At 71.3% G+C, this 23,622-nt stretch carries 23 protein-coding genes and 1 tRNA gene; 14 read left to right on the forward strand and 10 right to left on the reverse strand.

Annotation, left to right across the window (positions count from 1 at the left end; genetic code table 11):
* Positions 1 to 11 precede the first annotated feature (11 nt).
* Together OG357_RS24490 and OG357_RS24495 are read left to right on the forward strand one after the other, a co-directional pair.
* Positions 12 to 2,339 carry a hypothetical protein gene (locus tag OG357_RS24490; protein WP_329623191.1) on the forward strand — a complete coding sequence of 776 codons (2,328 nt, stop codon included), beginning with the start codon at positions 12 to 14 and terminating at the stop codon, positions 2,337 to 2,339.
* Positions 2,340 to 2,536: 197 nt separating this feature from the next.
* Positions 2,537 to 3,037 carry a hypothetical protein gene (locus OG357_RS24495; protein ID WP_329623192.1) on the forward strand — a complete coding sequence of 167 codons (501 nt, stop codon included), beginning with the start codon at positions 2,537 to 2,539 and terminating at the stop codon, positions 3,035 to 3,037.
* A 24-nt stretch (positions 3,038 to 3,061) separates the two neighbouring features.
* Here OG357_RS24495 and OG357_RS24500 read toward each other — a convergent pair whose 3' ends face one another.
* The 3 genes from OG357_RS24500 to OG357_RS24510 all read right to left on the reverse strand — a co-directional run bounded on the left by OG357_RS24500 (position 3,062) and on the right by OG357_RS24510 (position 4,621).
* Positions 3,062 to 3,445, reverse strand: a complete 384-nt coding sequence (locus OG357_RS24500) for a hypothetical protein (RefSeq protein WP_329623193.1) — start codon at positions 3,443 to 3,445, stop codon at positions 3,062 to 3,064.
* Between the two features lie 211 nt (positions 3,446 to 3,656).
* Positions 3,657 to 3,728 (reverse strand) — tRNA-Cys (locus OG357_RS24505).
* Between the two features lie 131 nt (positions 3,729 to 3,859).
* Complete coding sequence (locus OG357_RS24510; protein WP_329623194.1) at positions 3,860 to 4,621, reverse strand: helix-turn-helix domain-containing protein; 762 nt, start codon at positions 4,619 to 4,621, stop codon at positions 3,860 to 3,862.
* Between the two features lie 246 nt (positions 4,622 to 4,867).
* On the opposite strand from OG357_RS24510, the gene OG357_RS24515 reads away from it, so the two are divergent.
* The 8 genes from OG357_RS24515 (at position 4,868) to OG357_RS24550 (ending at position 12,604) form a co-directional block, all read left to right on the forward strand.
* Positions 4,868 to 5,542 carry a DUF4097 family beta strand repeat-containing protein gene (locus tag OG357_RS24515; protein WP_329623195.1) on the forward strand — a complete coding sequence of 225 codons (675 nt, stop codon included), beginning with the start codon at positions 4,868 to 4,870 and terminating at the stop codon, positions 5,540 to 5,542.
* A gap of 34 nt (positions 5,543 to 5,576) precedes the next feature.
* Entirely contained in the window at positions 5,577 to 6,539 is a 963-nt protein-coding gene (locus OG357_RS24520; RefSeq protein WP_329623196.1) for an ATP-binding cassette domain-containing protein, read from the forward strand.
* A complete protein-coding gene (locus OG357_RS24525; protein ID WP_329623197.1) occupies positions 6,536 to 7,321 on the forward strand; it encodes an ABC transporter permease in 786 nt (261 codons plus the stop codon). Before OG357_RS24520 ends, OG357_RS24525 begins: the two co-directional genes overlap by 4 nt.
* A gap of 198 nt (positions 7,322 to 7,519) precedes the next feature.
* A complete protein-coding gene (locus OG357_RS24530) occupies positions 7,520 to 9,013 on the forward strand; it encodes an MFS transporter (protein ID WP_329623198.1) in 1,494 nt (497 codons plus the stop codon).
* A gap of 43 nt (positions 9,014 to 9,056) precedes the next feature.
* The gene (locus OG357_RS24535) at positions 9,057 to 9,257 is read left to right on the forward strand and encodes a CopG family transcriptional regulator (RefSeq protein WP_329623199.1); all 201 of its coding nucleotides are present in this window, start codon (positions 9,057 to 9,059) and stop codon (positions 9,255 to 9,257) included.
* Positions 9,258 to 9,323: 66 nt separating this feature from the next.
* Positions 9,324 to 9,641: a type II toxin-antitoxin system death-on-curing family toxin gene (locus tag OG357_RS24540; RefSeq protein WP_329623200.1), complete on the forward strand. Its 318-nt coding sequence runs from the start codon at positions 9,324 to 9,326 to the stop codon at positions 9,639 to 9,641.
* A gap of 104 nt (positions 9,642 to 9,745) precedes the next feature.
* Positions 9,746 to 11,536, forward strand: coding sequence for a DEAD/DEAH box helicase (locus OG357_RS24545; RefSeq protein WP_329623201.1), 1,791 nt, complete (start codon positions 9,746 to 9,748; stop codon positions 11,534 to 11,536).
* A 426-nt stretch (positions 11,537 to 11,962) separates the two neighbouring features.
* Positions 11,963 to 12,604, forward strand: coding sequence for an IclR family transcriptional regulator (locus OG357_RS24550; protein ID WP_017237054.1), 642 nt, complete (start codon positions 11,963 to 11,965; stop codon positions 12,602 to 12,604).
* On the opposite strand, the gene OG357_RS24555 is transcribed toward OG357_RS24550, so the two are convergent.
* Positions 12,601 to 13,584, reverse strand: coding sequence for an ArsR/SmtB family transcription factor (locus tag OG357_RS24555; protein WP_329623202.1), 984 nt, complete (start codon positions 13,582 to 13,584; stop codon positions 12,601 to 12,603). The two genes, OG357_RS24550 and OG357_RS24555, sit on opposite strands and share 4 nt — an antisense overlap.
* 86 nt (positions 13,585 to 13,670) lie before the next feature.
* On the opposite strand from OG357_RS24555, the gene OG357_RS24560 reads away from it, so the two are divergent.
* Both OG357_RS24560 and OG357_RS24565 read left to right on the forward strand, forming a co-directional pair.
* The gene (locus OG357_RS24560) at positions 13,671 to 14,834 is read left to right on the forward strand and encodes an alpha/beta hydrolase family protein (RefSeq protein ID WP_329623203.1); all 1,164 of its coding nucleotides are present in this window, start codon (positions 13,671 to 13,673) and stop codon (positions 14,832 to 14,834) included.
* Between the two features lie 9 nt (positions 14,835 to 14,843).
* Positions 14,844 to 15,638, forward strand: coding sequence for a S16 family serine protease (locus tag OG357_RS24565; protein ID WP_329623204.1), 795 nt, complete (start codon positions 14,844 to 14,846; stop codon positions 15,636 to 15,638).
* Here OG357_RS24565 and OG357_RS24570 read toward each other — a convergent pair.
* From OG357_RS24570 to OG357_RS24585, 4 genes are all read right to left on the reverse strand, one after another.
* Positions 15,571 to 17,019, reverse strand: a complete 1,449-nt coding sequence (locus OG357_RS24570; protein WP_329623205.1) for an MFS transporter — start codon at positions 17,017 to 17,019, stop codon at positions 15,571 to 15,573. The two genes, OG357_RS24565 and OG357_RS24570, sit on opposite strands and share 68 nt — an antisense overlap.
* Entirely contained in the window at positions 17,016 to 17,216 is a 201-nt protein-coding gene (locus tag OG357_RS24575) for a hypothetical protein (RefSeq protein WP_329623206.1), read from the reverse strand. The genes OG357_RS24570 and OG357_RS24575 overlap by 4 nt, the downstream gene beginning before the upstream one ends.
* A 19-nt stretch (positions 17,217 to 17,235) precedes the next feature.
* Positions 17,236 to 17,817, reverse strand: coding sequence for an ArsR/SmtB family transcription factor (locus OG357_RS24580; RefSeq protein WP_329623207.1), 582 nt, complete (start codon positions 17,815 to 17,817; stop codon positions 17,236 to 17,238).
* 119 nt (positions 17,818 to 17,936) lie between these two features.
* The gene (locus OG357_RS24585) at positions 17,937 to 18,404 is read right to left on the reverse strand and encodes an Lrp/AsnC family transcriptional regulator (protein ID WP_329623208.1); all 468 of its coding nucleotides are present in this window, start codon (positions 18,402 to 18,404) and stop codon (positions 17,937 to 17,939) included.
* Positions 18,405 to 18,525: 121 nt separating this feature from the next.
* On the opposite strand from OG357_RS24585, the gene hppD reads away from it, so the two are divergent.
* Positions 18,526 to 19,671: a 4-hydroxyphenylpyruvate dioxygenase gene (gene hppD, locus OG357_RS24590; protein ID WP_329623209.1), complete on the forward strand. Its 1,146-nt coding sequence runs from the start codon at positions 18,526 to 18,528 to the stop codon at positions 19,669 to 19,671.
* 115 nt (positions 19,672 to 19,786) lie between these two features.
* On the opposite strand, the gene OG357_RS24595 is transcribed toward hppD, so the two are convergent.
* A complete protein-coding gene (locus OG357_RS24595) occupies positions 19,787 to 21,328 on the reverse strand; it encodes a tetratricopeptide repeat protein (protein WP_329623210.1) in 1,542 nt (513 codons plus the stop codon).
* Positions 21,329 to 21,426: 98 nt separating this feature from the next.
* Between OG357_RS24595 and OG357_RS24600 the strand changes: the two genes are divergently transcribed.
* On the forward strand, positions 21,427 to 22,794 hold the full coding sequence (locus tag OG357_RS24600) for an FAD-binding oxidoreductase (RefSeq protein WP_329623211.1): 1,368 nt from the start codon (positions 21,427 to 21,429) through the stop codon (positions 22,792 to 22,794).
* 35 nt (positions 22,795 to 22,829) lie between these two features.
* Here OG357_RS24600 and OG357_RS24605 read toward each other — a convergent pair whose 3' ends face one another.
* Positions 22,830 to 23,321: an SsgA family sporulation/cell division regulator gene (locus OG357_RS24605; RefSeq protein ID WP_056641124.1), complete on the reverse strand. Its 492-nt coding sequence runs from the start codon at positions 23,319 to 23,321 to the stop codon at positions 22,830 to 22,832.
* Between the last annotated feature and the right edge of the window lie 301 nt (positions 23,322 to 23,622).

Here is a 23,622-nt window from a genome sequence, read left to right on the forward strand (position 1 = left end):
GGGGCCCTGCTGTGTTGACCTACGACAACGTGCACCACGCGCCGCTCGACAAGATGAAGGCGGCGGCCGACGACTGGTCCGCGATGAAGGGCAAGCTGGACAAGCTCGCCGACGACGCCCGTACGACGATGGCCGCGAAGGCCAAGGACGACTACTGGCGCGGGGTGAACGCCGAGGTCACGAAGCCGTTCGTGGACAAGACGGCGAAGGAGTTCGAGGACGCCGCGAAGGCCGCCGACGGCATCCACAAGATCCTGGAGGACGGCTACAACGCCTTCAAGAAGGCGAAGGACGACCTCAGGACGATCGCCGAGACCGACGCCCCCGCGAAGGGCTTCCTCGTGAAGTCCGACGGCACCGTCGAGGCCAGGGAGCCGCTGTCCCAGATCAAGGACCCCGGTGCCCGGCACGACCCCGACTTCCAGGACCTCGTGCGCAAGGAGCGCGCCGACATCCAGGCGATGCAGGAGCGCATCAAGGCCATCCTGGAGGTCTGCACCGAGGCTGACGTGGCCTGCTCCAACGCCCTCAAGGCCAACATCACCGGGGACAAGAACAACTTCAGCGCCCCGAAGTACGCGAGCCTCGACGCCGAGGAGGCGCAGCGCGCCGTCGACCTGGCCAAGAAGGGCCGGGACATCTCGCACGAGGAGCTGATGCGCCTCAACGAACTGCTGAAGGACAACAGCGGTTCGAAGGAGTTCTCCAGGACCTTCTACGACGGCCTCGGTCCGAAGGGCTCCCTGGAGTTCTTCGGGCAGCTGTCCACGGACACGTACGACTACTCGAAGGTCGACAAGGAGCGCCTCGCGGACGTCCAGGAGCTCCAGAAGAACCTGGGCCTCAACCTGGCGACGGCCACGCAGGGCGGCGACGCCTGGACCGACAAGTGGTCCACGGACATGCGCAAGCTCGGCACGGAGCGCATCCCGCTGGTCAAGTACGACAACAACCCGGCCTTCGGGTACCAGTTGCTCGGCGGCATCATGCGCTACGGCGACTACGACAAGAAGTTCCTGGTCCCGATCGCGGAGCACGTCACCCAGCTCCACGCCAAGGACCCGTACATGTTCGCCGAGAGCAAGCCGATGGGCGGCGGCTGGCTCAAGAACCAGTACAACCCCTCGGGCGTCAACGGCTCCGGCTTCGACCCGATGGTCTCGATGCTGGAGGCGCTGGGGCACAGCCCGGAGGCCTCGAAGGAGTACTTCTCCAAGGAGCCGACGTCCTACAACAAGGACGGCAGCGTCGGCGGCACGATCGACCTGGACCCGAAGAAGGACGGGAGCCAGAACGACGGCTACCTGAAGTACTTCCAGAACAAGGAGTACGAGTTCTTCCCCGACATCGAGGGCCACAACCCGGACGACTGGAAGAAGACCGCCGACTACATGCCGGACGCCCTCGGCCACGCCCTGGAGGCGGCGACCACGGGCCACGGCTGGGACGACCCCACCCCCCAGCTGCACCGCGACGAGAAGTCCGCCGAGATCATGAAGCAGGTCATCGACTCGTACGGCACCAGCACCGAGCTGCGCGAACAGCACAAGCCGCTGATGGACAGCCTGGGGCGGATGGGCGCCGCCTACATCGACGACCTCAACTACTCCATGCACAACTTCGGCGGCACAGGGGACGCGGTCAACCGCAACGAGCTCTACCCGAACAGCAGCGATGAGACCCGGCGTACCGACTTCGGGTTCACGCAGTCGCTGGACTTCCTGAAGGCTGTCGCAGGGGACGAGGACGGGTACAAGAGCATTTCCGCCGCCCAGCAGGTCTTCGAGGCCAGCGGCATCAAGGCGCTGGAGAAGGACCGCGACGACGCCATGGCCTTCGCCCAGAACGCCACCCTCGTCCACGGCGTCATCGACGAGTCGCGCACCACCCAGATCGGCGAGGACTTCAAGGACGACGAGGACGCGAAGAACCTCAAGCTCGAACAGCAGGCCGAGTGGCGGAAGTCGGCGGTGAGCGGCGGTGTCGCGGCGGTCGTGGGAGTCGGCTCCGCGGTTGTGCTGGGCCCGGCGGCGGGTGTCGTGGCGGCCACCGTCGTACCGATCATCATGGAGAGCGCCGGCTCGGCCCTCAGTACCGAGTACGCCTCCGACAGCCTTCAGTACCTGAAGGACAACGAGTACAAGAACGACGACGAGGCGCGGAAGGGGATCGAGGGGGTCAGGGAGGCCGGCCGGGGCAGCGCGATGGCCCCGCTGATGAGCTTCGCGGACTCCATCGGGATGACGGAGGCCGAGAAGCGCGAGTTCTTCCGTCAGGCGCAGACCTCCTACATGGACGGCGAACAGCTCGTCAGCGGTACCGAGTCGAAGGTCAGGTGAGCATGTCGGTTGCCAGGAGGCGAGCGGGCGCGGGTTCCGCCGCCGCACTCGTCGTCGTTCTGTCGGTGGCGTCCTGCGGAGGCGGAGGCGGAGGCGGAGGTGAGGCCACCCCGAAGGTGAGTGCGACGGAGGCTGCGCGCACCGAGGCCGCTCTCAAGACATGCCAGAAGGTCTTCGGGGCGAAGAACGTAGATACCTTGCGGGCCGAGTTCGGGGACGGGCTCCGCGCGTACGACCGGTCGCTCTCCGAGATGAAGGAGCGCATGGTCACGGAGGCGCGCGGTTGGGCGGCCGCCGAGGACGATCTACGGCGCACCACCTACCGCCCCTGCCAGATCGAGGGCAGGGCCGAGGGCGCTGCGAGCTGGGTCACCAGCACCGCCGGGTGGTCCATGGACGACATCGGTTCCGTGAGCTCCGCGAAGGGCAGGCAGCGCTGGCGCAAGGTGGCCGACGGGGTCTACGTGGCCGTCCGCCCCGACATCGGGGGCACGCAGGTCGTCATGCCCTGCACGATCCCGGGTACCGCCGCGGGCCAGGGCAGCGAGCTGCCGCTCCAGGTCTCGGTGAACGACGAGGACCGGAAGGGGAGCGGGACCGTGTCGACGGAGCAGCTCCTGAAGTCCCTCGCCGAGAGCACGCGCGAGCTGCTGGGCTGCGAGGAGAAGGTCGCGGTCCCCGACGACCTGCTTCCGTGAGCTCTGCGCCCGGCGGACCGGCCGTCAGTCCTCGGCGATCTCGACCACCGGCGACAGCTGCGACAGGAGGAGGACGGTCGCGCGGGTGATCAGGGCCGCGAGGATGATGGTCGCGAGGCCCTCGACCCGCAGGTCCGAGAGTTTCGGGCCCAGCCAGGACAGCAGCCACCAGATGAGCGCGTCCTGGACGAAGCCGACCGCGCCGAGCGCGCCCAGGACGGGCAGCGGGACACGGCCCGACGGGCCCACGTGGACCAGCTGCGTGAGGACCGTCAGGACGACGGCCGCGACGAGCAGCGAGAGGACGGCGTCGACGGTCTCCGCGCCCAGCGTGATGCCGGGCAGCAGGCCGCCGGCGAGACCCACGCCCACGAGGATGCCCAGTCTGCGTCTGCCGTGATCATTCATGGGCGGACTGTGGCACATGCCCGGTGCGGGGTGGAAGATCTCGTCGATGAAGAGACGGTGATCGGTCGAGACGGTGATCGGTCGAGACGGTGATCGGTCGAGACGGTGATCGGTCGAGACGGTGATCGGTCGAGACGGTGATCGGTCGAGACGGTGATCGGTCGAGACGGTGATCGGTCGAGACGGTGATCGGTCGAGACGGTGATCGTAGAGACCGTGATCGGAATCGAACCGACGTAACTCGCTTTGCAGGCGAGTCCCTGAACCACTCGGGCACACGGTCGTGTTGTGCACTGGTACGACCGTAGAGCGGCGGCCGGGAGGGGCTCAAGGGGTTCGGGGGCCGTGCCATGCGACTGCAACGGGGCTGCCACACCCCGTTCACAGTCGGGCCCGGCGCGCGAGGGCGCCGGCTCAGGCGGACGTCTCGTCCGCGGTTGTTTCTGCGGTTGTTCCCGCGGGTGTTTCCGGGCTCGTGTGGAGGATCGCGCGTGCCTGCTCCGCGGCGCGCGAGGTGCTCTCGCTGACGAAGTCGAGGAAGCGGGCGATGTTTTCGAGGCGCGTACCGGCCGGGGTGTCGGGGCCGAGGACGCCGACGCCCTGCCGTGCGGTCTCGACGATCTGGGCGGTGGCCCGGGCGCTTGCCATCATCGACTGGTACCAGACGTCGGCGTCGACGGTGTAGCGCTCGCGGCGGCCTTCGTCGCGTTCCCGGCGGACGAAGGCCTGGCCCTCCAGGAAGGCGATCGCCTTGGAGACGGTCGCCGGACTGACGCTGAGGCGCTGGACGAGTTCGGCCGCGGTGAGACTGCCCGTGTCGCTCATGCAGAGGCACGCCATCACCCCGGACATCATCTTGGGCATGCCCGACTGCATGAAGACGGTGGTGAGGACTTCCTCGTACTCGCGCACGGCCTCGGGGTCGCGTCCGTGGGCCTGCGGGAGCGCCTCCGGGCTCCGGGGCGTGGCCTGCCTGCTCCGGTGGGCACGGCGTTCGGTGGCGCGGTGGGCCAGGTCGGCGCGGTAGCCGGTGGGGCCGCCGTTCCGCATCACCTCACGCGTGATGGTCGAGGTCGGACGGTCGAGCCGTCGGGCGATCTCGGCGTAGGCGAGGCCGTCGGCCAGCCCCAGCGCGATCTGCTGACGTTCCTGCTGGGTGAGCCTGCCACCTGGCATCGCTGTCTCCTTCGTGCTCCTCGGGTGCCGCCACTATAGCGTTCACGCTCATTTCATTGCAACGCGAAGGTGCTGGTTGTTGCGTTAGCTCGCATGATGGTTGCAATGAAATCTCGGCTTTCACCTGCGGTGATAGGGATTTGATGCAACGTGACCGTTGCTCGATCCTTGAACGCAACGTAGCGTTTCTCTTGTCGGAAACGGCACGGACAAGGAGTCCGGGCCGGAAAACACAAGGAGCGCATCATGCAGAAGTTCGCCACCACCGCCCCCGTCTCCGCCATCCTCGACATCCCGGCCGGCACCATCCGGTTCATCGCCGCCGACCAGACCGCCGGCACCACCGTCGAGGTCCTCCCCGCGAACGCCGCGAAGAGCAACGACGTGAAGGCCGCCGAGCAGGTCACCGTCGCCTACGCCGACGGCGTGCTGCGGATCGAGGCCGCCGAGCCGAAGAGCCGGATCCTGGGCAACTCCGGTGCGGTCGAGGTCACCGTCCAGCTGCCGGCCGGCTCCCGCGTCGAGGCCAGGACCGCCGCCGCCGACTTCCACGGTGTCGGGCGCCTGGGCGACGTGACCATCGAGAGCGCGCAGGGCACCGTCAAGCTCGACGAGACCGCGAGCGCCCACCTCACCCTCCAGGCCGGTGACATCACCGTCGGCCGCCTCGGCGGCCCCGCGGAACTCCGCACCCAGAAGGGCGACATCACGATCACCGAGGCCCTGGGCGGCGCGGTCGTGCTGCGCACCGAGTCCGGCGACCTGGAAGTCGGCGCCGCCCGCGGCGTCTCCGCCACCCTCGACGCCGGCACCGCCTACGGCCGCATCACCAACACCCTGCAGAACAGCGCCGGTTCCGCCGCCGAGCTGAACATCCACGCCTCCACCGCCCACGGCGACATCACCGCCCGCAGCCTCTGACCACCACCCCTCAGCCTCTGAAGGAGCACCCCTCATGACCGACTTGGCCATCGCGGCGAACGGGCTGCGCAAGTCCTACGGTGACAAGGTCGTCCTCGACGGCATCGATCTGGCCGTCCCGCAGGGAACGGTGTTCTCCCTGCTCGGACCGAACGGCGCCGGCAAGACCACCGCCGTCAAGATCCTCTCCACGCTCGTCTCCCCGGGCCCCGGCTCGGGCGCCATCCGCATCGGCGGCCACGACCTGGCCACCGCCCCGCAGGCCATCCGGGCCGCGATCGGTGTCACCGGCCAGTTCTCCGCCGTCGACGGCCTGATCACCGGCGAGGAGAACATGCTCCTCATGGCCGACCTGCACCACCTGTCCAAGCGAGACGGGCGCCGGGTCGCCGCCGAACTCCTCGAACGCTTCGACCTCGTGGAGGCCGCGAAGAAGCCCGCCTCCACCTACTCCGGCGGCATGAAGCGCCGCCTCGACATCGCCATGACCCTCGTCGGCGACCCGCGGATCATCTTCCTCGACGAACCCACCACCGGCCTCGACCCCCGCTCCCGCCACACCATGTGGCAGATCATCCGCCAGCTCGTCACCGGCGGCGTCACCGTCTTCCTCACCACCCAGTACCTCGAGGAAGCCGACGAACTCGCCGACCGCATCGCCGTCCTCAACGACGGCAAGATCGCCGCCGAAGGCACCGCCGAGGAACTCAAGCGCCTCATCCCCGGCGGCCACGTCCGCCTCCGCTTCACCGACCCCACCGCCTACCAGCGCGCGGCCCACGCCGTCGGCGAGGCCGCGAAGGACGACGAGGCGCAGACCCTTCAGCTCCCCAGCGACGGCAGCCAGCGCGCCCTGCACGCCCTCCTCGACCGCCTCGCCACCGCCGGCATCCAGGCGGACGAACTCACCGTCCACACCCCCGACCTCGACGACGTCTTCTTCGCCCTCACCGGCGGAACCGCCATCCCCCACCAGCCGAAGGATGCAGTCCGATGAGCTCTCTCTCCCTCGCCGTCCGCGACTCGTCCACGATGCTGCGCCGCAACCTCCTGCACGCCCGCCGCTACCCCTCCCTCACCCTGAACCTGCTCCTCACCCCCGTCATGCTCCTGCTGCTCTTCGTCTACATCTTCGGCGACACGATGAGCGCCGGCATCGGCGGCGGCGACCGCGCCGACTACATCGCCTACCTCGTCCCCGGTCTGCTCCTGATGACCATCGGCAGCACCACCATCGGCACCGCCGTGTCCGTCTCCAACGACATGACCGAGGGCATCATCGCCCGCTTCCGCACCATGGCCATCCACCGCCCGTCCGTCCTCGTCGGACACGTCGTCGGCAGCGTCCTGCAATGCGTGATGAGCGTCCTGCTCGTCGGCGCCGTCGCCCTCGCCATCGGCTTCCGCTCCTCCGACGCCACCGCCCTGGAATGGCTGGCCGCACTCGGACTCCTCGTCCTGTTCGCCACCGCCCTCACCTGGATCGCCGTCGGCATGGGCCTCATCAGCCCCAACGCCGAAGCCGCCAGCAACAACGCGATGCCCCTGATCTTCCTCCCCCTCATCTCCAGCACCTTCGTCCCCATCGCCTCCATGCCCGGCTGGTTCCAGCCCATCGCCGAGTACCAGCCCTTCACCCCCGCCATCGAAACCCTCCGCGGCCTCCTCCTCGGCACCGAGATCGGCCACAACGGATGGCTCGCCATCGCCTGGTGCATCGGTCTCAACGTTCTCGGCTACTTCTGGTCGACCTCCAAGTTCAACAGCGACGCGAAGTGACCGATCCGCACCCGATCCGCCCGAGGGCGGCGTACACCGACCACCACGTCGGAGTGCGCCGCCCCGTCGGCGTTCCCGGCGTTCCCGGCGTTCCCGGCGTTCCCGGCGTTCTTTGCATGACCGGGACCAGAGACCGAGGACCAAAGGACGGGAAACCTGACAGGGGTCATTCGGTGGTTGACCTCTTACTCTGGGGGGATGAGCGCCCTCGAACCCCGTGACGCCGACATCGACGCCGATGCCGACGTCGCCGCCACCCACAGCCCCGGACCCCGTGCCGCGTACGACGACACCAAGGGGTCCGTCCTCGACGGCGACCACCGGGCGCTCAGCATCGGCATCGTCTCCGTCGTCCTGCTCATCGCCTTCGAGGCGACCGCCGTCGGCACGGCGATGCCCGTCGCCGCCCGCGAGCTGAACGGCGTCTCCGTCTACGCCTTCGCCTTCTCCGCGTACTTCACCACCAGCCTCTTCGGCATGGTCCTGGCCGGCCAGTGGTCCGACCGGCGGGGGCCGCTCGGGTCCCTCGCCACCGGAATGACCGCCTTCGCCGCCGGACTGCTCCTCTCCGGCACCGCCGCCTCCATGTGGATGTTCATCCTTGGCCGGGCCGTGCAGGGACTGGGCGGCGGCCTCGTGATCGTCGCGCTGTACGTGGTGGTCAGCCGGGCGTACGCGGAACACCTCAGGCCCGCGATCATGGCCGCGTTCGCCGCGAGCTGGGTCGTCCCCTCCGTCGTCGGACCGCTCGCCGCCGGAACGATCACCGAGCACCTCGGCTGGCGCTGGGTCTTCGTCGGCATCCCCGCCCTCGTCGTCATCCCGCTCGCCCTCGCCCTCCCCGCGATACGCCGGACCGCCTCCGGCCCCGCCGACCCGGCGGCGCCCGTCGCCCCCTGGGACCGGCGGCAGATCGGACTCGCCCTCGCCATCTCGGCCGGTGCCGGGCTGCTCCAGTACGCGGGGCAGGAGCTGCGCTGGCTCTCCCTGCTGCCGGCCGCCGCGGGCGTCGCGCTCCTCGTGCCCGCCATCCGCGGGCTGCTGCCGCGCGGCACCGTCCGGGCCGCGCGCGGCCTGCCCTCGGTCATCCTGCTGCGCGGCATCGCCGCCGGGTCCTTCATCGCGGCCGAGTCCTTCGTGCCGCTGATGCTGGTCACGCAGCGCGGCCTGAGCGTGACCCTGGCCGGGCTCTCGCTCGCCGTCGGCGGCCTCACCTGGGCGCTCGGCTCGTGGATCCAGTCCCGGCCGTGGACGGAGCCGTACCGCGAACGCCTGGTCGTCCTCGGGATGGTCCTCGTCGCGCTCGCGATCGCGGCCGCGCCGAGCGTGCTGATCGCGGCGGTGCCGGTCTGGGTGGTCGCGGCGGCCTGGGCCGTCGGCTGCCTCGGCATGGGCGCGGTGATCGCCTCGACGAGCGTGCTGCTCATGAAGCTGTCGCCCCCGGAGGAGGCGGGCGCGAACTCGGCGGCCCTCCAGATCTCGGACGGCCTCTCGAACGTCCTGCTCCTCGCCGCCGGAGGCGCCGCCTTCGCGGCCCTGGGCGGCGGCGCGGTGGGCCACGCGGTGAGCTCCCACGCGGCGACGGGCTCCCACCCGGCGGCCTTCGCGGCGGTCTTCCTGCCGATGGCGGGGGTGGCGGCGGTGGGGGCGTGGGTGGCTACGCGGCTGCGGACGGAGCCGACTCGGGCGTGAGGTAGCCAGTACCAGAATGGCCCCATGCCGGTATCGTTCCGATATGGCCATGAACCTGCGTCTCCGCGACGACCAGACCGAGGCGCTGAGGCGGCGCGCCCAGGAAGAGGGCGTCAGCATGCACGCGCTCGTACTCCGGGCCGTGGACGACTACCTCGTACGGAGCGCACACGAGGCGAGGGTGAGGCAGGCCTCTCGCGAGCAGGCGGCCAAGTGGGGCGAACTCCTGGAGCGTCTCGCGTGATGTGCGTCTACCTCTCCGCCGAGGACGTCGTCGGGATCGCCGAGGACGCGTGCGGACACACCGCTCGTGCGTGACCTAGGGCTCGTCGCGGAGGCCGCCTTCAGGCCGACGTCGGTTCACGGCGGCGAGGACGTCTACCCGGGTGCTGTGGAGAAGGCCGCGGCCCTCCTCCAGTCGCTGGCCTTCCGCAGCCCGTTCGTCGGCCGGAACAACAGCACGGCCTGGCTGTCCTGCGTCACCTTCCTCGCCATGAACGGCGTCCAGCTGCGACCGGACATCGATGCCGCGGAACGCCTGGTCATCGCCGTGGCGACGGGTGAGACCGACGAGGTCGAGGACATCGCGCGCGGGCTCCGCGAGTTGGTCCTCGCCGACGTGAGCTGAATCGCAACCGGGGCATCCCCGCCCCGTTTCATACGAGGTTCCGACCGGGCCGCCGGTAAGGTGGCCCGGTTGTCATATCTGGACGAGCGTCGAACCCGGAGATCGTGACTACTACCACCACCTCCTCCCATCACCTCTCTCCCGCCTTCCCCGGACGGGCCCCTTGGGGTACCGCCGGCAAGCTGCGAGCCTGGCAGCAGGGCGCCATGGACAGGTACCTCCAGGAGCAGCCCCGAGACTTCCTCGCCGTCGCCACCCCCGGCGCCGGCAAGACGACCTTCGCCCTGACCCTCGCGTCCTGGCTGCTGCACCACCACGTCGTGCAGCAGATCACCGTCGTCGCGCCCACCGAGCACCTGAAGAAGCAGTGGGCCGCCGCCGCCGCGCGGATAGGGATCAAGCTGGACCCGGACTACAGCGCCGGGCCGCTCAGCAAGGAGTACGACGGGGTCGCCATCACCTACGCCGGCGTCGGAGTCCGGCCCATGCTCCACCGCAACCGCTGCGAACAGCGCAAGACCCTCGTCATCCTCGACGAGATCCACCACGCCGGAGACTCCAAGTCCTGGGGCGAGGCCTGTCTGGAGGCCTTCGAGCCCGCCACGCGGCGACTCGCCCTCACCGGCACCCCGTTCCGTTCCGACACCAACCCCATCCCCTTCGTCACGTACGAGGAGGGGAACGACGGGATCCGCAGGTCCTCGGCGGACTACACCTACGGCTACGGCAACGCCCTCGGCGACGGCGTCGTCCGGCCCGTCATCTTCCTCTCCTACAGCGGCAACATGCGCTGGCGTACCAAGGCCGGCGACGAGATCGCCGCCCGCCTGGGCGAGCCGATGACCAAGGACGCCGTCTCGCAGGCCTGGCGGACCGCGCTCGACGCCAAGGGCGACTGGATGCCGAACGTGCTCCGGGCCGCCGACCAGCGGCTCACCGAGGTCCGGAAGTCCATCCCCGACGCGGGCGGGCTCGTCATCGCCTCCGACCAGGACTCGGCCCGCTCGTACGCCAAGCTCATCCGCGAGATCACCGGCACCAAGGCCACCGTCGTCCTCTCCGACGACACCGGCGCCTCGAACCGCATCGACGAGTTCAGCGAGAACACCGACCGCTGGATGGTCGCCGTCCGCATGGTGTCCGAGGGCGTCGACGTCCCGCGCCTCTCGGTCGGCGTGTACGCGACGACCATCTCGACGCCGCTCTTCTTCGCGCAGGCCGTCGGCCGTTTCGTGCGTTCACGCAGGCGCGGCGAAACCGCCTCCGTGTTCCTTCCGACGATCCCCAGCCTCCTCGGCTTCGCCAACGAGATGGAGGTCGAGCGCGACCACGTCCTCGACAAGCCCAAGAAGCACGGCGAGGAAGACCCGTACGCCGAGTCCGAGAAGGAGCTCGCCGAGGCCGAGCGCCAGCAGGACGAGGACACCGGCGAGCAGGACATGCTGCCGTTCGAAGCGCTGGAGTCCGACGCCGTCTTCGACCGCGTCCTCTACAACAGCGCCGAGTTCGGCATGCAGGCCCACCCCGGCAGCGCGGAGGAGCAGGACTACCTCGGCATCCCCGGCCTCCTCGAACCCGACCAGGTCCAGCTGCTCCTGCAGAAGCGCCAGGCCCGGCAGATCGCGCACAGCCGCAAGAAGCCGGACGACGAGGCCGACCTGCTGGAGCTTCCCGCCGAGCGGCGCCCTGTCGTTTCCCACAAGGAGCTCCTGGAACTGCGCAAGTCGCTCAACACGATGGTCGGCGCGTACGTCCACCAGACCGGCAAGCCCCACGGTGTGATCCACACCGAGCTGCGGCGGGTGTGCGGCGGGCCGCCGAGCGCCGAGGCCACCGCCGGCCAGATCCGCGAGCGGATCAAGAAGGTCCAGGAGTGGGCCACCCGCATGCGGTGAGCACCCTCCCGGAGATGTCCCGGAGATGTCAGTGAGGCCCGTACGAGTCTGCGCGTACGGGCCTCACGCATCCCGCCGAGACGGGACACGGTCCGGAGGCAGGCCCCCACGGTCGGCCTCCGGGCACCCTCCACGCTAGAGGCACGACAAAGCCGATCTTGTCAGCCAAAGTCCTTCGTCCGACCGACGAAGGTCCCGAACCGTCTCTATCCGGTCCCCGGCGCCCGGATTCTGGACGAGGTCTTCCGCTGAGCGGAGCGGGTCGCTACTGTCCCGGCTCAAAAGCAATCGCCCCGTGGCAGCGCCGCCGCGGAGCGCAGCCGGTGTACCCCTTCCTGCCGGCGGCCTCTGACGTGCGTCGCCGACGGGACCGGCGTCGCAATCCCGTGAGAGCCCGCCGCCACTCACTCCGAAGGAGAGGGCGTCGTGACCGCGGAAACCTCCCAGACGCTCGACCGGGGACTCAGAGTCCTCAAACTGCTCGCCGACACCGACCACGGCCTGACGGTCACCGAGTTGTCCAACAAACTCGGTGTCAACCGGACGGTGGTCTACCGTCTGTTGGCCACGCTCGAACAGCACGCCCTCGTCCGCCGCGACCTGGGCGGCCGCGCCCGCGTCGGCCTCGGCGTGCTCCGGCTCGGCCGCCAGGTGCACCCCCTGGTGCGCGAGGCCGCCCTGCCCGCGCTGCGCTCGCTCGCCGAGGACATAGGCGCCACGGCCCACCTGACGCTCGTCGACGGGGCGGAGGCGCTCGCCGTCGCGGTCGTCGAACCGACCTGGACCGACTACCACGTCGCCTACCGGGCCGGCTTCCGCCACCCGCTCGACCGGGGCGCGGCCGGCCGCGCGATCCTCGCAGCCCGCCAGGGCTCCCTGATCGAACCCGGCTTCACCCTGACCCACGGTGAGCTGGAGGCCGGTGCGAGCGGGGCAGCCGCGCCGCTCGTCGGCGTCACGGGCGTCGAGGGCAGTGTCGGCGTCGTGATGCTCGCGGACGCGGTCCCCGAGCGCGTCGGCCCCCGCGTCGTGGACGCGGCCCGCGAGGTCGCCGACGCGCTGCGCTAAGGCGCGCGACGGGTGGCGGCAGCCGGGGCCAGGAGCAGCGCGCCCAGCGGGGTCCGCTCGTGGTGGACCGACCTGCCCGTCCTGGTCGTCGTGATCAGGCCGGCGGCGCGGAGGGCCTGGGCGTGTGCCGAGGCCGTCGCGTTGCTGACGCCGAGGCGGCGGGCCAGGCCCGTCGTCGTCCTGGCCTCGTCCAGGGCATGGAGCAGCTCGGTCCGGGTCCTGCCGAGGACCCCTGTGAGGGCCTCCTCGGGTGTGCCGCCGCCGTCCGGGGCGAGCGGCAGCCCCCGGCCCGCCGGGTAGGCCAGGACCACGGGACGCCCCGGCAGGTCCTGCACGAGCGGCCCGCCCCGCCAGTGGAAGGTCGGCAGCAGCACGAGCCCCCGGCCGTCGAGCCGCACGTCCCGGCCGCCCGGGATGCCGGGCCACTCCCACACCCCCTCCCGCAGCCGTGACCCCGGGGCCGAGGCCGCCAGGGCGGCGCCGAGGCCCTGCTCCGCGACCGTCAGCGCGTGCCGGGTGAACTCCGCCCGGTGCAGCTCCTGGACCAGCGGCCACACCGGGGCCAGGACCGACTCGTACGCCGCCGCCTGCGCGCGGTCCAGCACGCGCCACGCCCCGGCGTCCCCGCCGTGCAGGCCGTGGATCCACGGCGGCACCGGGCCCCCGCCCGCGTACACCCGCTCCAGCTCGGACCGGACGAACTCCGGGCGGCTCGCGCGGATCAGCGCGAAGCCCTCCGCCCGCGTCCCGCCGAGGACGTCGAGGAAGTACGGGGCGACCCCGCCCGGCACCAGGTCCGCGAGCGGCTCGGCCACCCTCGGCAGGGCGCGCGACAGCCTGCCCCGCCAGCGCCCGAAGAGCAGCTCCTCGTGCGGTGCGCCCAGCATCATGAGGGCCGCGTGCAGCTCGGGCACCGGCGACGGCCGGGGCGCGAACCGCACCCCGGCGAGGTCGTCCGCGGTGAAGTGGATACGCAGCACCTGTCCGAACTCCTCGCCGTCCGCCAGCCTTTCGGGCCTGGCCTGAACCTTCGCGCGCGGCCCCGCCCCACCCAAGGATGCCGTGCATGACCCAGTACTCCGCGCACTCCGCACCCGGCCGCCGCACCGTCGCCAAGGGCGCCCTCCTCGCGGCCGCCGCCACCCTGCTCGGCCCCGCCGCCGCCCGCGCGACCGCCCGGCCCGCCGCGCGAGCCGGCGAGCCGGCCGTCCTCCGTCTGCCCGCGCCGAACGGCCCCCACCCCGTGGGCCTGCGCACCTTCGTCCTGACCGACACCTCCCGCGACGACCCCTGGGTGCCCGGGACCGGCGTACGGGAGGTGAAGATCACCGTCCTGTACCCGGCCCGCACCGTCCGCGGCGGCCCGCGCGCCCCACAGCTCACTCCGGTCGAGGCCCAGTACTTTGCCGAGCTCGCCCCCTTGGTCCGCCCCGGGCTTCCGGCCGCGGGCACCGTCGACTGGGGCGCGACCCTCACCCACGGGCACATCGACGCGCCCGCCCTCCCGGGGCGCCGCGCGGTGCTCCTGTACAGCCCCGGCGGCGGCGACTCCCGCACCCTCGGCACGACCCTCGCCGAGGACCTGGCGAGCCACGGCCGGATCGTCGTCCTGATCGACCACCCCGGCGACGCGAGCCAGGTGGAGCTCCCGGGCGGCGTGCGCGTCACCGTCCTGCGCGGGGACCCGGACCCGGTGACCTTCCGCACCATGATCGACACCCGGGTCGCGGACATCCGCTTCGTCCTCGACCGGCTCGGCAGCCTGCCTCTCGCCCCCGTCATGGACCTCCGCCGGATCGGTGTCTACGGGCACTCGGCGGGCGGCACCGCCGCCGTGCACGCGCTGGCCGCCGACGACCGGCTCGCCGCCGGAGCGAACCTGGAGGGCTACCTCGACCTGGACCCGCTGAACGGCTTCGACCGGCCCCTCCTCATGGTCCGCACGGACGGCTTCGACGGCGCCGAGCGCCTCGAACGCTCCTGGGAGCGGCTGCGTGCCCGGCGTGTTCTCCTGACCGGCAGCGACCACTGGGTGTTCGCCGACCACGCCTTCCTCGTCCCCCAGCTCCAGGCCGCCGGGCTCGTCACCGCGGAGGCGAGGGCCGCGCTCATCGGGACCGCCGACCCGGCGACGGCGGTCGACACCCTGCGGCGCGGGATGCGGTCCTTCTTCGCCCGCCGGCTGCCGGCGCCCGCGCCCCCGGCCCGGGGGAGGGGCGCGTCCCAGTAGATTGGGGGCGTGCTCTCCAGCCTTTCTCGTCCCCGCGCCCTCGCGCTCTGCGCCCTGCCCGTCGCCGCGCTCTTCGCCGTCGTCGGGCTCGCGCCGCTGCCGTACGCGATCGCGCAGCCCGGCACGACCGCCGACGTGCTCGGCAAGGACAAGGGGCGTGAGGTCATCACCATCACCGGCGCCCCGGTCCGGCCGACCGAGGGGCAGCTGAGGATGACGACCATCGTCGCGACCGGGCCGTCCACCGAGGTCGACCTCGGGGACGTGGCCGACGCCTGGTTCCGCACGGACCGGGCCGTCCTGCCGCACGACTCCGTCTACCCGTCGGGGAAGTCCGACGCCGAGATCGAGAAGCACAACCTCGGCCAGATGAAGCAGTCCCAGGACTCGGCGACCCTCGCCGCGCTCGACTACCTCAAGCTGAACCCCGAGGAGGTGAAGGTGACCCTGCACCTCGCCGACATCGGCGGGCCCAGCGCCGGGCTGCTCTTCTCCCTCGGCATCGTCGACAAGCTCGACGGCGACGGGGACGGCGGCGATCTCACCGGCGGCCGGATCGTCGCCGGTACGGGAACGATCGAGGCCGACGGTACGGTCGGCGCCGTCGGCGGCGTGTCCCTCAAGACCCAGGCCGCCGCGCGGGACGGGGCCACCGTCTTCCTCGTGCCGAAGGCGGAGTGCTCCGACGCCCAGGCCGAGCAGCCGAAGGGCCTGCGGCTCGTCCCCGTCACCGCGCTCAGCGACGCCGTGGCGTCCCTCCGGGCCCTGGAACAGGGACAGGAGTCGAAGGTCCCGAGCTGCTGACGGGTCCGGAGCCGGTCGGTCCCGAGCCGGTCGGTCCCGAGCCGGTCGGTCCGGAGCCCGTCGGTCTGGAGCCGGTCGGCTCGTCGGCGGTCGGAGCGCCGCCGCCGGGTATGGACCCCGAAGGCTGGACGTCCATCCCCCGCCAGGCCGGGAACACCATCGGGGCGAGCGTCGTGAGGAAGTAGAGCGCGCCGATGCCGAGCAGCGTCGACGTCAAGCCCACCCGCTCGACCAGGAAGCCGGCCGCCAGACCCCCGAGCGGGGTCGTGAGCAGCACCCCGGCCGTACTCGCGCCCACGACCCGGCTGCGCAGCGCCTCCGGGACCTGCTCGTACATGACCGTCGTCAGGATCGGGTTGAGGACGCCGACGCCGAATCCCGCCGCCGCCATCGTCACGAGCAGCGGTGCCGTGGTGTCGGTCATCGCGGCCACCACATAGGGCGGGGCGCCGCCGACGAGGAACCCCGCCGCGAACACGGCCCGGCGCGGGAACCGCGCCCCGACCGCCCCGTACAGCAGCGCCCCGGCGAGCGCGCAGCCGCCGAAGACCGCGACCAGCAGGCCCTGGGCGGCCGGCCCGCTCAGCTCCTCCCGGGCGTGGACCGGCAGGAGGACGGAACTCCAGCTCTGGCTCAGGCCGTTGGTGACCATCACCATGACCATGATGCCGAGGAGGAGCCGGGACCTGAACAGGTAGGCGTACCCCTCGCGCAGGTCGGCCCGGTAGCGGGCGGGGGAGAGCCGGGGTCCGTCGCGCATCGGCTCCGCCGAGGGCACCCCGCGCAGGCCCGCGGTGACCAGCAGCGCGGAGAGACAGAAGGTGGCCGCGTCGAGGAGCAGGACGGTGTCGGCGCCCAGGAACGCGACGAGCAGTCCGGCGATCGCGGCGCCCGTCATCCGCGCACCGCGCGCCACGGCGTCGTACAGGCTCGCGGCCCGGGGGAGTGCGGTCCCGGCGCGCTTCGCGAGGTCGGGGACGAGGACGTGCCGGGCCATCTCGCCGGGCGCGTGGCACAGGCCGTTGACCGCCATCAGCGCGCACAGCATCCAGAACTCCAGGACGCCGAGGTGGTGCAGCAGCGGGATCGTGGCGAGCGCGAGGCCGCAGATCAGGTCGGAGGCGATGCTGACCCGGCGCCGCCCCAGGCGGTCGATGACCGGGCCGCCGGCGAGCGTGGAGAGGAGGACGGGGAGGGCCGCGCAGAAGGCGACGAACCCCGCTTTGCCGGGGCTTCCCGTGGTGTCGAGCGCGAACCACGGGACGCCGATCAGGGTGAGTGAATTGCCGGTGATCGAGACGGCGTTGGCGCTCAGGACGGTGGTCAGCGGGCCGCGCGCGCCCTTCGTCGTACCCGCTTCGTGTCCCCCCGGAGCGGTCATGCGGCCAAGGGGGCCGGGCGGCGGTCTGCCGGCGTGACCAGGCGGAGCCCAAACTCGACGAGCGTCCACCCCAGTTGGACGCGGAGGGTGGGGGTGGGTGTGCGCGGGGCGTCGTGCGTGCGGGTCGAGGCGGTGGCCTCGTGGTGGAGTTCGGCGGCCTGTAGCCGGTGGAGCTGGAGGTGGATGTCGGCGTGCATGGCTCCGTGGTTCCTTCCGTCAGTCCTCTTGCTGGGGGAACGCGTGCAGGTGCAGCCGTACGCGCTCGGCGCCCGGCGCGTCGGCGTCGGCGGTGTCGCGGTAGGTGTCGATCAGCTCGTGGAGCTTCTCGTTCAGTTCGCGCAGCTTCGCGGCCGGCAGCCGCAGCGTGAAGTCGCTCATGTCCGAGGCGCTGTGCCACGTCTCGTCCCAGTCGTGCCGGGTGCCGAGGTACGTGTTCATCTCCTGCGTGTGGGTGGTCGCCACCTCGAACAGGAGGACCTCGATGGCGCCCTGCACCTCGGGGTCGGGGTTCTTGTGGAGCGTCTCGTCCAGGGCCGTCCCCTGCTGGGCTGCCTTCCACCATCTCTCCCGGCCCTTGCCGCGCGTCGGGTCGTCCTCGACGAAGCCGACCGTCGCGAGCTGGCGCAGGTGATAGCTGGTCGCGCCGCTGGACTCGCCTAGCCGCTCGGCCAGTTGGGAGGCGGTGGCGGGTCCGTAGCGGCGGAGGGCGCGCAGCAGCTGGATGCGGAGAGGGTGGGCGAGCCCGCGCAGGGAGCGGGGGTCCAGGGTGCGGCTCAGATGCTTCTCGGGCTCGGACATGTCTCAAGCCTAGAGTTGCAAAGAAGAGGTTGCAAGGGTTTCTTTGCAACCTCTTCTTTGCAGAGACCTTTTTGCAGAGACTTCTTTGCGTTCGCCCCTTCGCCCGTCCTTCGTCCGTCCTACTCCTGCGCCGCCTGCTCCACCAGCGGGATGATCCGCAGCGGCACCGGGTTCTCCATCACGATCGCCGTCGACGCCCGCATGATCCCCTCGAAGGCGACCACCTTGTCGATCACCCGCTGGAGGTCGGCGTTGGAACGGGCGACCAGCCGGCAGAGCATGTCGCCGTGGCCCGTCGTCGTGTGCAGTTCGAGCACCTCCGGCACCGTCGCCAGGTGCCCCCGCACGTCCGCCCCCTGGCCCTGCTTGATCTCCAGCGTCGCGAACGCCGTCACCGGATAACCCAGTGCCGCCGGGTCCACCTGCGGCCCGAAGCCGCGGATCACCCCGCTCTCCTGGAGCCGGTCCAGGCGTGCCTGGACCGTCCCGCGCGCCACTCCGAGGCGCCGGGAGGCCTCCAGGACTCCTATGCGCGGCTCGCGCGCGAGAAGCGTGATCAGCCGGCCGTCCAAATGATCGATCGCCACGGCGGTCTCCTCATGGTCAGGATGTACAAGTCGCACGGCCATCCTCGCCTGTCGCTGTACAGATTGACCAGCACATCAACAAACCCTTGCGCACCTTGCCGAACGGCGGGACATTGCTGCCATGACTGAGACCCTCGATCACACCCCTTCCACCGCGCGTAAGGCCGATCCCTTCCCGGTCAAGGGAATGGACGCGGTCGTCTTCGCCGTCGGCAACGCCAAGCAGGCCGCGCACTACTACTCCACGGCCTTCGGCATGAAGCTCGTCGCCTACTCCGGACCGGAGAACGGCAGCCGCGAGACCGCCAGTTACGTGCTCACCAACGGCGCCGCCCGTTTCGTGTTCACCTCCGTCATCAAGGTCTCGACCGACCGGGGCCGCTTCCTCGCCGACCACGTCGCCGAGCACGGTGACGGCGTCGTCGACCTGGCCATCGAGGTGCCGGACGCCCGTGCCGCGTACGCCTACGCCGTCGAGCACGGCGCCACCGGCGTCACCGAGCCGTACGAGCTGAAGGACGAGAACGGCACCGTCGTCCTCGCCGCGATCGCCACCTACGGCAAGACCCGCCACACCCTCGTCGAGCGCTCCGGCTACGACGGCCCGTACCTGCCGGGCTTCGTCTCCGCGAAGCCGATCGTCGAGCCGCCGGCCAAGCGCACCTTCCAGGCCATCGACCACTGCGTCGGCAACGTCGAGCTCGGCAAGATGAACGACTGGGTCGGCTTCTACAACAAGGTCATGGGCTTCACGAACATGAAGGAGTTCGTGGGCGACGACATCGCGACCGAGTACTCGGCGCTGATGTCGAAGGTCGTCGCGGACGGCACCCTCAAGGTGAAGTTCCCGATCAACGAGCCGGCGATCGCGAAGAAGAAGTCGCAGATCGACGAGTACCTGGAGTTCTACGGCGGCGCCGGCGTCCAGCACATCGCCCTCGCCACCAACGACATCGTCGCCACGGTCCGCGCGATGCGCGCGGCGGGCGTGTCCTTCCTCGACACCCCCGACTCGTACTACGACACCCTCGGCGAGTGGGCGGGCGAGACCCGCGTGCCCGTCGAGACCCTGCGCGAGCTGAAGATCCTCGTCGACCGCGACGAGGACGGCTACCTGCTGCAGATCTTCACCAAGCCGGTGCAGGACCGCCCGACTGTCTTCTTCGAGATGATCGAGCGCCACGGCTCCATGGGCTTCGGCAAGGGCAACTTCAAGGCCCTGTTCGAGGCGATCGAGCGCGAGCAGGAGAAGCGCGGCAACCTCTAGTCGTCGCCGCCATCGCTGTGTGGGAGGGTTCCGGGGCTCCGGCTCCGGGACCCTCCCACATGTGCTCCCGGCCCATACGGGGGGTGGGCCGGGAGCGCTTCCGACGGCGCCCGCGCTACTCGCGCGCCGCGCCGTCGGAAGCCGCTGTGCCCGAGCCCGCTGTGCCCGAGCCCGCTGTGCCCGAGCCCGCCGTCCCCGCGGTCCCCGGTGCCTTCGCGGTGCCGCCGTCGGCCGCCGTCGCGCCCTCCGCCTCCTCCTTCGGCCCCGCCGCCTTCGCGGCTTCCGCGGGCGGGTCCGGGCGGAGTTCCTTCGGGAGCTCGTCGGGCAGTTCGCCCAGGGCCGTCAGGGCCTGCTCCGCCCGCCGGGCGTGCAGCGGGGAGAACTCCGGGTTGGTCCGCAGCGCCTCCGCCAGATGGCGGCGGGCCGGTCCTGGCAGCTCCAGAGCCCGCTCGATCTCGCCCCGGTGGTACGCGAAGAGCGCGCTCCGCAGCCCCTCGTCCGTGGCCCGCTTCGCGTACTCCAGCGCCTCCTTCGGCTTCCCGGCCCGGTACAGCGCCCACCCCAGCGCGTCCGCCACCGCCACCGAGCGGTGCCCGCGCGCCCACTCCGCCCGCAGCCGCGTGACCGCCGCCGCCGGGGCGCCGTGGTCCGCGTCGAGCAGCCCCAGAGCCACCTCCGCCCGCACCCACGCACCCGTCCGCAACCGCTCGTACAGCGCCCGCGCGTCCCCCTCCAGGCCCACCGCCTCGTACAGCTCGCCCGCCTCCAGGACGTACTCCGGCAGCGGCAGCCGGGCCAGCGCCGCCCGCCAGTCGCGCAGCGCCTCGTCCGTACGGCCCAGGCCCGCGAGCGCCCGCGCACGCCCCGCAAGCGACGGCCCGTGGTCCCGTACGAGCCGCAACGCCGCCCCGAACCGGACGAGGGCCTCCTCCGCCTCGCCCCGCTCCCACGCCAGGTCCCCGAGCCGCGCGAGCGCCGCCGCCTTGTCCGCGTCCGTCTCCGCCAGCGCCGCCGCGTCCAGCGCCGCCGCGTCGGCGTCCTCGCGCCAGCCACGGTTCCGGTACATCTGCGACGCACGCGCGCGCACGACCGCGCCCGCGTGCAGCTCCTCCAGCTTCTCCGCCGCCTTCCCGGCCGCCTCGTAGTCGCCGAGGCCGTTGTACGCGTCGATCAGGACCGGGTACGCGGGCCAGCGCCCCGGAGCCGCCGTCCGTACCCGCTCACCCCACTCCTTCGCGGACCTCCAGTCGCCGCGCGCCCCCGCGAGCGCCCCGAGACCCAGCTGCGCGTCCACGTTGCCCCGGGCGGCCGGCTGTTCGGCCAGGGAGCGCTTCAGCGCCCGCTCCGCCCTCGGGTAGTCCCGTACGTCGCCGATCCGCGTCCCGCGCTCCGTGTACGCCGCGCCGAGCACCGCCCAGGACGCGTCGTCGTCCGGGTGGGCGCGCAGCCACTTCTCCCGGTCGGTGATCAGCGCGGCCAGGTCCGGCAGCGCGGCCTGCGCGCCGGCGTGCGCCGCGATCGTCGCCCGCTCCGCCGGACCGGGCGGGCGCGGCGGCCCCTGGCCGACGAGCTCGGGGACGTACAGCAGGGCCGTTGCCGCGAGGACCGCGCCCACTCCCGCCGCCAGGACCGTCCTCGACACGTTCTGGGTCTTCATGGCGCTCACTGTGCGCCCGTACGCACCTGTACGAAGAGCACACGAAGCGCCCGCTCCGGCGGGTTCACACCGATGGCCCCGGGTGCCACGCTGGACCCATGGACGATCTTCTGACGCGGCTGCGCGCCGGGCTACCCGCCGAGGCGCTCCTCACCGACCCGGACGTGACGGCCTCCTACTCCCGCGACATGGCGAGCTTCTGCGCGGCCGGCGACCCCGCGGTCGTCGTGCTCCCGCGCACGGTCGAACAGGTCCGGCACGTCATGCGGACCGCGACCGAACTCCGTGTCCCCGTCGTCCCCCAGGGAGCCCGCACGGGCCTGTCCGGCGGCGCCAACGCCTCCGAGGGCTGCATCGTGCTCTCCCTGGTCAAGATGGACCGCATCCTGGAGATCAACCCGGTCGACCGGATCGCCGTCGTCGAACCGGGTGTCGTCAACGCCGTGCTGTCACGGGCCGTCGCCGAACAAGGCCTGTACTACCCGCCGGACCCCTCCAGCTGGGAGACGTGCACCATCGGCGGGAACATCGGCACCGCCTCCGGAGGTCTGTGCTGCGTCAAGTACGGCGTCACCGCCGAGTACGTCCTCGGCCTCGACGTCGTCCTCGCCGACGGCCGGCTCCTGACCACCGGCCGCCGCACCGCCAAGGGCGTCGCCGGATATGACCTGACCAGGCTCTTCGTCGGATCCGAGGGCAGCCTCGGCATCGTCGTGGGGGCGGTGCTCGCGCTCAGGCCGCAGCCCCCGGCACAGCTCGCGCTCGCCGCGGAGTTCCCCTCCGCGGCCGCCGCCTGCGAGGCCGTCTGCGCGATCATGGAGCGCGGACACACCCCGTCGCTGCTCGAACTCATGGACCGCACCACCGTCCAGGCCGTCAACAGGCTGGCGCGCATGGGTCTGCCCGACACCACCGAGGCGCTCCTCCTGTGTGCCTTCGACAGCCCGGACCCGGCGGCCGATCTGGCCGCCGTCGGCGAGCTGTGCACGGCGGCGGGTGCCACCGAGGTCGTCCCGGCCGCGGACACCGCCGAGTCCGAACTTCTCCTCCAGGCGCGCCGGCTCTCCCTCACGGCCCTGGAGACGATCAAGTCCGCGACGATGATCGACGACGTGTGCGTCCCGCGGACGAAGCTGGCCGCGATGCTCGACGGCACGTCGGCGATCGCGGAGAAATATGACCTGACCATCGGCGTCTGCGCGCACGCGGGGGACGGCAACACCCATCCCGTCGTCTGCTTCGACCACGCCGACGAGGACGAGTCGCGGCGGGCGCGGGAGTCCTTCGACGAGATCATGGCGCTCGGGCTCGCCCTCGGCGGCACGATCACCGGCGAGCACGGCGTGGGCGTCCTCAAGAAGGAGTGGCTGGCCAGGGAGTTGGGTCCGGTCGGCCTCGAACTCCAGCGCGGGATCAAGCACACCTTCGACCCACTGGGGCTGCTCAACCCCGGAAAGCTGTTCTGAGAACCCCGCTACGAGGGTCAGGTGGCGGGGGCGGCTCACAGCTCGCCGTCCTGCGACTCGTCCGACGGCCACGGGTCGCGCAGCCACAGCTCGTCGGTGATCACGGTGGTCGCCAGGAGTTCGGCGAGACCGTCGTCCATGCCGAGCCGCTCGGACTCGGTGCCCGGCGGCACCGCGCGCAGGGTCCGCTCCAGCCAGGCGGACACCTGCGCGGACGGGGCTTCGAGCAGGGCGTCGCCGTCGGGGGAGGAGAGCGCCATCAGGACGACGCTGCGGCCCTCGACCTTCGTCGGCCAGATCCGGACGTCGCCGTGGCCGCAGGCCCGGAAGACACCCTCGACGAGCAGCTCGCGCGCGAAGGTCCAGTTGACCGGGTGGTCCGAGCCGACGTGGAAGGTGATGTGGACGGCGTACGGGTCGTCGGTGCGGTAGGCGAGCCGGGCGGGGACGGGGACGGCGCGCTCGGGGGAGAGCACCAGCTTCAGCTCCAGCTCGCGTTCTACGGTGGTGTTGTCGGTGTTCTGCATGGTCGTACGTCCTCTCGCGGCGGGGCCCCGGACGGGCCTTCACCAGGAGAGAGCGGGGTCCACGCCGTTCATTACGCGACTTCGGGAAGTTTTTTCGGAAAGTTTTTTGCGGGCTCCCCGCAGACTCCCCCAGCCCCCCGCACCCCCCCCCGCAGCCCCCGGATGCGTCGGCCCGAACATCACCATGAGTGACCGATTCCGGTCTCTGTCGCCCGAAGGCGGTCTTTCTCGTGGGCTCTTTCTTCCCTCGGGGACGTTCTTCGTTACTGTCCTCCTTGGGCGCGGCATGCCCGGGGGTGCG

Origin of the sequence: Streptomyces sp. NBC_01255 (assembly GCF_036226445.1) — a bacterium.
Lineage (GTDB): Bacteria > Actinomycetota > Actinomycetes > Streptomycetales > Streptomycetaceae > Streptomyces.

What these genes read in the sequence shown, in the direction of transcription:
- OG357_RS24500 (WP_329623193.1), bottom strand. Translation starts at nt 3,445, where the DNA reads ATGAATGATCACGGCAGACGCAGACTGGGCATCCTCGTGGGCGTGGGT.
- OG357_RS24510 (WP_329623194.1), bottom strand. Translation starts at nt 4,621, where the DNA reads ATGCCAGGTGGCAGGCTCACCCAGCAGGAACGTCAGCAGATCGCGCTG.
- OG357_RS24515 (WP_329623195.1), top strand. Translation starts at nt 4,868, where the DNA reads ATGCAGAAGTTCGCCACCACCGCCCCCGTCTCCGCCATCCTCGACATC.
- OG357_RS24520 (WP_329623196.1), top strand. Translation starts at nt 5,577, where the DNA reads ATGACCGACTTGGCCATCGCGGCGAACGGGCTGCGCAAGTCCTACGGT.
- OG357_RS24525 (WP_329623197.1), top strand. Translation starts at nt 6,536, where the DNA reads ATGAGCTCTCTCTCCCTCGCCGTCCGCGACTCGTCCACGATGCTGCGC.
- OG357_RS24530 (WP_329623198.1), top strand. Translation starts at nt 7,520, where the DNA reads ATGAGCGCCCTCGAACCCCGTGACGCCGACATCGACGCCGATGCCGAC.
- OG357_RS24535 (WP_329623199.1), top strand. Translation starts at nt 9,057, where the DNA reads ATGGCCATGAACCTGCGTCTCCGCGACGACCAGACCGAGGCGCTGAGG.
- OG357_RS24560 (WP_329623203.1), top strand. Translation starts at nt 13,671, where the DNA reads ATGACCCAGTACTCCGCGCACTCCGCACCCGGCCGCCGCACCGTCGCC.
- OG357_RS24570 (WP_329623205.1), bottom strand. Translation starts at nt 17,019, where the DNA reads ATGACCGCTCCGGGGGGACACGAAGCGGGTACGACGAAGGGCGCGCGC.
- OG357_RS24575 (WP_329623206.1), bottom strand. Translation starts at nt 17,216, where the DNA reads ATGCACGCCGACATCCACCTCCAGCTCCACCGGCTACAGGCCGCCGAA.
- OG357_RS24580 (WP_329623207.1), bottom strand. Translation starts at nt 17,817, where the DNA reads ATGTCCGAGCCCGAGAAGCATCTGAGCCGCACCCTGGACCCCCGCTCC.
- hppD (WP_329623209.1), top strand. Translation starts at nt 18,526, where the DNA reads ATGACTGAGACCCTCGATCACACCCCTTCCACCGCGCGTAAGGCCGAT.
- OG357_RS24595 (WP_329623210.1), bottom strand. Translation starts at nt 21,328, where the DNA reads ATGAAGACCCAGAACGTGTCGAGGACGGTCCTGGCGGCGGGAGTGGGC.
- OG357_RS24600 (WP_329623211.1), top strand. Translation starts at nt 21,427, where the DNA reads ATGGACGATCTTCTGACGCGGCTGCGCGCCGGGCTACCCGCCGAGGCG.
- OG357_RS24605 (WP_056641124.1), bottom strand. Translation starts at nt 23,321, where the DNA reads ATGCAGAACACCGACAACACCACCGTAGAACGCGAGCTGGAGCTGAAG.